At 32.3% G+C, this 6,000-nt stretch carries 9 protein-coding genes; 3 read left to right on the top strand and 6 right to left on the bottom strand.

Annotated elements, in window-relative coordinates:
- Positions 1–145: 145 nt before the first annotated feature.
- The 4 genes from AC1DCY_RS19875 to AC1DCY_RS19860 all read right to left on the bottom strand — a co-directional run bounded on the left by AC1DCY_RS19875 (position 146) and on the right by AC1DCY_RS19860 (position 2,209).
- Positions 146–913: a nucleotidyltransferase domain-containing protein gene (locus AC1DCY_RS19875; protein ID WP_477352984.1), complete on the bottom strand. Its 768-nt coding sequence runs from the start codon at positions 911–913 to the stop codon at positions 146–148.
- A 235-nt stretch (positions 914–1,148) separates the two neighbouring features.
- Positions 1,149–1,544: a MerR family transcriptional regulator gene (locus tag AC1DCY_RS19870; RefSeq protein WP_477352982.1), complete on the bottom strand. Its 396-nt coding sequence runs from the start codon at positions 1,542–1,544 to the stop codon at positions 1,149–1,151.
- Positions 1,545–1,550: 6 nt separating this feature from the next.
- The gene (locus AC1DCY_RS19865) at positions 1,551–1,868 is read right to left on the bottom strand and encodes a hypothetical protein (protein ID WP_477352981.1); all 318 of its coding nucleotides are present in this window, start codon (positions 1,866–1,868) and stop codon (positions 1,551–1,553) included.
- 188 nt (positions 1,869–2,056) lie between these two features.
- Positions 2,057–2,209: a hypothetical protein gene (locus AC1DCY_RS19860; protein WP_477352979.1), complete on the bottom strand. Its 153-nt coding sequence runs from the start codon at positions 2,207–2,209 to the stop codon at positions 2,057–2,059.
- Positions 2,210–2,473: 264 nt separating this feature from the next.
- Between AC1DCY_RS19860 and AC1DCY_RS19855 the strand changes: the two genes are divergently transcribed.
- Positions 2,474–2,965, top strand: a complete 492-nt coding sequence (locus AC1DCY_RS19855; RefSeq protein ID WP_477352978.1) for a hypothetical protein — start codon at positions 2,474–2,476, stop codon at positions 2,963–2,965.
- A 252-nt stretch (positions 2,966–3,217) separates the two neighbouring features.
- Here AC1DCY_RS19855 and AC1DCY_RS19850 read toward each other — a convergent pair whose 3' ends face one another.
- A complete protein-coding gene (locus AC1DCY_RS19850) occupies positions 3,218–3,487 on the bottom strand; it encodes a hypothetical protein (protein ID WP_477352977.1) in 270 nt (89 codons plus the stop codon).
- A gap of 370 nt (positions 3,488–3,857) precedes the next feature.
- Here AC1DCY_RS19850 and AC1DCY_RS19845 point away from each other — a divergent pair, with 370 nt between their 5' ends.
- Positions 3,858–4,235: a VOC family protein gene (locus tag AC1DCY_RS19845; protein ID WP_477352975.1), complete on the top strand. Its 378-nt coding sequence runs from the start codon at positions 3,858–3,860 to the stop codon at positions 4,233–4,235.
- 122 nt (positions 4,236–4,357) lie between these two features.
- On the opposite strand, the gene AC1DCY_RS19840 is transcribed toward AC1DCY_RS19845, so the two are convergent.
- Complete coding sequence (locus AC1DCY_RS19840; protein ID WP_477352974.1) at positions 4,358–5,161, bottom strand: MBL fold metallo-hydrolase; 804 nt, start codon at positions 5,159–5,161, stop codon at positions 4,358–4,360.
- A gap of 326 nt (positions 5,162–5,487) precedes the next feature.
- Between AC1DCY_RS19840 and AC1DCY_RS19835 the strand changes: the two genes are divergently transcribed.
- Positions 5,488–5,805, top strand: a complete 318-nt coding sequence (locus AC1DCY_RS19835; RefSeq protein WP_460013890.1) for a BRCT domain-containing protein — start codon at positions 5,488–5,490, stop codon at positions 5,803–5,805.
- Positions 5,806–6,000 lie beyond the last annotated feature (195 nt).

Here is a 6,000-nt window from a genome sequence, read left to right as displayed (position 1 = left end):
AACGAGAAGTGAAAAGTTATATGATGTATTACAACCATTATCGAGGGCAATGGAACTTGAAAAAGCTGCCGCCTGCAAAATACAGACAGCAGCTTCAAAAAGTCGCCTAGCTTTTTTTCAAAATGTCCTTTACAAAGGGTACACTTTATTTTTCGACAGGGCTTTTTATTTTCCAACCATCTATTTCAAAACCACCCATCTGATTAAATACATAGTTTACTAACTCTTCATATGCCTCCATCATCGTTTGTTTGTCCACTTCTAGTAATGCTTTTAAAAACATTTCCTTAAATATTGAATCAGGAAAAACATTTTTTAGATATTTTTTAATAAATGCTGGATCTATAAGATAAGAATGTACTTGATAGTATGGAATGCTTTCTAACTTTAAGAACTGACAGTACTCAGAAAATAAATTAGCTAATGAGTTAAAATACACAAAAGGGAAATCCACTCTTTGTTGTTCAAAACAATCCTTTAAATTATCCAGTGAATCCCATAGTGAATATTTTTTTATTTCTAAAACTGTTTTATTTAGTTCATCATAGTCATTGTTTAGCCAATGTTCCGCTTCGATTTTTAACTCATTAAGTATTCCCGTGTTATCAAATAAAATCTTTCCTGTAATGAATTGAACCATGGACATTGTTCTATGGATTTGAAAATCTTGTTGAAAGTATTTGCGAATTTGTTTTGGTGGATTAACGAAATATTCTATAAGGAAACCATTCATAATCCTATTCCCTCTCTCTCGCCAATCAACATCTTCAGATAAAATAATATGTACGTCTATATCAGAACGCCTTGAAGGATCTCCCGTTATATAGCTCCCACATACAAGTGCCCCGACAACATCATTTCGGTTCTTCCAATCTTTTAAAAACTCTTCAAGTGCCATCTCCCATTCTTTCATAAAATTATCATCACCTTTCTTAAAAATCACTTTTCAATATATTCAAGATTTATTCAAGAAAACCTTTAACTTTTTATATAAAAAACACAGCCCATTAGCTGTGTTTAATCTTTTTTATTGATGTTCCCTTTGGTTATAAGGAAATATATTCGTCGTTTTCAGGATCTTTTGTTCAATTAGATGATTATCTCAATTGTCTCTAAAATGATGCCGTTATTCTAATTAGAACATCCATCTAACCTTTATTTTTTTCTAGCAGCTGCTCCATTTTATGATCAGCACGTAGTAAGACTTGCTTTATTTGTTTAATCTCATTTTCTCTTTGAATCATCTGCTTATATTTATTTTGAAATAATATTTTCAGCTGTTGAACGTTTTGGATTTCCGATTCTGTCAATTCATCATTTTCATCAGTATTCTGCGACCATTCAAAAAGTATTTTAATTTCTTGAAGTGAAAAACCACATTGCTTTAGTTTAAGAATTGTACTAATGATTTCGATATGATCCTCGTTATACTCACGATGTTTGTTTTTTATTTCCGGATGTAATAGACCCATTTTTTCGTAATAACGGATCGTATCTTTACTAAGTTCAGTACATGTAGCAAATTCACCAATTTTTATGATCATCACCTACTACACTATAAATTTATAAACCAATAATAGCAGTATACAATGGAATATGAAACGAACGATATGGTGACTATATCTTAACTGTTTATTTGTTAATAGCCCTTCCGCAACTGTTAATACATGTAACAGAACAAATTCAAGGATTAGTAACATCAGTACTAGAGCTTTGTTTGGTAAAAATATCGTTACAAGAATACTGATAGATAAAACCACAAATAAGAATGTTCGTATTTGAAATCCATTCTCTTTCCATTGTTGCAAGCCTGCAATCCCTGTTAATAATGCGTATAACCCTATCAATACATAAACAAAAATATCCATTTACATCACCCCATTCTTTTAATACTTTCACTTTAAAAGATGGAGTTAACTCCATGTCAACAGATTTAAAATCGAAAAAGCCACAATCACTCTTTTGGAACTACTACTTATCTTTAGTACAAGAAATGTACTGCTGTTTGTTAATCACATCATAAAGACAATTACAACTATGAAGAATACAATTTTACTTATTTAAAAATATCAGCTAAATAGTTTTGAACAGACTCTGGTAATAGTTGAAAGAACAATCCTTCATATTTGATATCGAGTATACCCGCAATGAAAATAATAATAATGATGAATAGTAAAAGGGGTCTCTTATTTTTAGAAATCCACTTCAATAGTCTCCCCTCCTCTGAAAAAATAACGTATAGTTTGCAAATTAAGTATATATGGATTCATATAATATATAAACCTGTACCCTTGATCATAAAATCATTCTTTGTCACCCAAATTGGAGATGTTACATAAATTAAAATGCTACTACTTATTATAAAGTAGGTTTTCTTTTAGTGATTGAATTCAAATTAGTTCCTTTTGGTAAACAATAATCAAACAGAACTTTTGTCTCATCAAATTGAAATTTAATAAAGAAAGGAATAGCAATGGTAAACTTTAAATCATTTCGTGGGGTCGTTACTCAGATTGATGATTTTCCGATCGGGCAAAATGGAGAAAAGGAAGGTTGTTATAAACTTATGACGGTAGAAGATAGTACTCAGGGCATCGTCAATTTTGTCGTCTCACCTTCTACTTATTTTGTAAACCAGGAAATTGTAACAATCGGTGATCAGATTACTGGATATTATGATGGGAATGCACCTGTTCCTTTGATATATCCACCTCAATATCGTGCCCTCGTCGTCGTAAAGGAAAATAACTATCAAAATGTAAAAGTCGACTTTTTTAATAACCAATTAGTGAGTAGTGATGGCCAATTACAACTAAATCTTTCTGCTTATACACTTATCTTGCTCAAAAATGGGCAACCTTTTTCAAAGAGCCCAGCAAATCGAAACTTAATTGTTATTTATGGTCCAACTACAAGGAGTATTCCTGCACAAACCACACCGTATACAATAATTGTTTGGTGTTAACCAAACACAATAGAAAATATTTCCCAGGAAAGAGTTCAATCTTCCGCGTGACACTCTCTACGAACTATTTTTTCAAATCGACGGATTACATTCTGTTAAAACATTATGTTTCCTCATCTGCACAACATTACACATAAAAATTGACCAACAGTGCATTATATGCAAACAAACAATAGGAAAAAAATTAAGCGGCTTAAGTCCTTTAGATTATAGGGCTTAAACCGCTTAAAGCATTATTTATATTTCTTCTACCTACTGTTTACCTTGCATTTCGTGTAATTGCTGCTTAATCTGCTCTAAGTATTCTTTATTTTGTTGGACTGTATCCAAATGTTCACCATATTGCTTTGCATTCATAAATGCATTTTCTGCATGTTCGATTTGATTAAAAGCATGCTCAATCGCTATCTCCTCCGGATGTGACTTTGCATGCTTCAATAAACGCTCTGCCTTTTGGACAGAGTTCCCAAACAAAGTGCTTGGATGATCCTGTTTCCAGCTCATATCTGAGTGCTTAGCCAATTTTGTCTCTCCCCTTCCTGCCAATTTGATAAATGATCTAGATATAGTATTGGAAAATGAGCAGAAAATATGTACGGATAAAGTAGCGAATATCTATGTAATCTAAACTTGACTTTAAATACATAATCAAAAGAATTAAGAAATCTACTTATTCATTTCAAAAGATATTCATTTGAATCCAAGGTATTTGTTAAAAGTAATACTTTACTTGCGGCTTAGTTTTACCTTCTCAAAACTTAAAAAGTATTCAATGAATGCTTCCTCTTTTTATAGTGTATTATTAAGTCACAAGGTCTACAGATCGCAGCCTTAATTTTTATTACTGCAGTGCAATCAGGACAAGCTTCATATTTGAAAGGGGATAATCTCATTGGAAATGAATATGATTCAAAACATCGGACAAATCGGAATCCCAGTTAAAGAATTAGATCGAGCCATACATTTTTATAAAGAAAAACTAGGGCTTTCACTTTTATTTAATACTGACAACATGGCATTCTTTGATTGTAATGGATTACGTCTTTTGTTAAGCATGCCAGAAAAAGACGAATTTATTTATTCTAGTTCAATTATTTATTTTCAAGTTAAAAATATGAGCAAGACATATGAGAATTTAGTAAATAAAAATGTTTCCTTTATCGACGAACCACATGTAGTAGCAAAAATGGGACAAACCGAAACATGGATGGTATTTTTTAAAGATACAGAAGATAATACTCACGCATTCATGAGTGAAGTACAAGTTTAAGAAAAAAGGAGACGGTCTAAAATGGTCGGTCTCCTTTATCAGCCTCTTAATACTTCACTTTCCGGAGTTGATCGCGTTATTTGCGATACGAGTTCCTCAAGTACATTTCCTCTAAAGCTTATCTATTCCACATTTTCTTTAGCTATCTTCTTATTGTCAGTATGGATGCTTTTCATTCCTTCAAAAAATGGATATTCTTGACTTAAATATCTTTCTAACTCTCCATTATCATGAGGAAGCTGCTCTAAATAATATTTTGAAACGTTTATTCTTCTTTGAATTTTCTGTTGATTTTGTGTTGTCGAACCGTGTCCCGGTATGTGAATCGTTATTTGATGATTCAGCATTATATTCTCAGCTTTATTGACCGTATTTACATAGTCTTTATAATTGCTAAAAATAAATGGAAACTCGATATCTGACAAATAATCGCCAGAAAGAAACAGACCATCAGGCTCAATAACTGTAAATAAACCATCATTCGTATGACCAGGTGCTTGATAAAATGTCATGGTAAGTGAATCTAATTCTAATTTATGTCCATCCTCTGAAACAACAATATCTACTGTTGGATATACAGGTGAATAGCTTCTATTCAAATAATATCCTTGGTCGAATTGTTTAATTTTTTGAATGCTGTCTTCTTTGTTAGGATTTTCATCAAATTGTTTAGATGCAATTACCTTAGCTTCTGGGAATGCCCCAGACCCAATAATGTGATCAAAATCGCTATGTGTGTAAATAATATATAGTTGTTTATCACCTTTAATCTTGTTGATGTAGTTCTTAATTTCTTCAATTTCAGTAGGTAACCAATTTGGATCTGTCATAATTACTGCTTCATTAGTTTCAACGATTACCGAGGTAGTCATATATAATGCGCTTTGAAAAACCGTAATATTTTCTTTTTGGAATTGAATCACCATGAACCATCCTTCTCCCCTTATTTTTTGTTTGCTAATGAGCTAGTTTGTTGAGCAAGTACTTTTATTTTTGTATTCGCTCTACTCCATAGTTCGGGCAACATTTATAAAATCCTTCTTTTGGAAAAAAGTATGCGAAATCAATTTAAATTTCACATACTTTTTCTCTATTGATACAAGTATTCATGAAAAACGGATCTATATGATACTATTCTCCATGAATAGTTTAAATATAGAGAGACATTCCTTTGTTACCTACGTCTATCGAATTAATCAATCTCACCTATAATTCAGGTGAAAATCTTTCATTTCAATTAAGGAGAGTAAACATGAACAACAATAAGGACAACACAGAAGTCATCTTACTTTCTGATCCAACCGAATGCTTGATGCATCCGTTTTATAATAAACAAATCGTGTTTACAGGGGCCCTTTCCACGATGACACGTTCAGAAGCTGCGAAAAGAGTTCGAGCTTGTGGAGGAATTATGCAGGGGGCTGTTACACAGGATACAGATTTCCTTATTCTTGGGGACAAACGTCGCGGTATAAGTACGAAACAATTAAAAGCCGAGAAATTGATTAACCTCGGCCAAGACATTCAAATTATTATTGAGGATGATTTTATGTGGCTCATTTCAATGTAAAAAGAATAGCTACCGTCATCTTTCAAAGAAGAGCTGCCTCCAATTTACACACCATTCTTTAATCTATCTCATCAAAAAGGTATGTAAAACAACTTTGTTCACATACCTTTTCGTCTATTTTATTACCTCAAATTTATAATATCAGCGATGTTTTTACACCCGCTGAAAAGTAACTTGAACCCGCATTTATCCCAC

The organism is Lysinibacillus sp. 10T31 (genome assembly GCF_056394365.1).
Note: the sequence above shows the minus strand (reverse complement) of the source record. Positions and strands in the feature narration are given on the sequence as shown.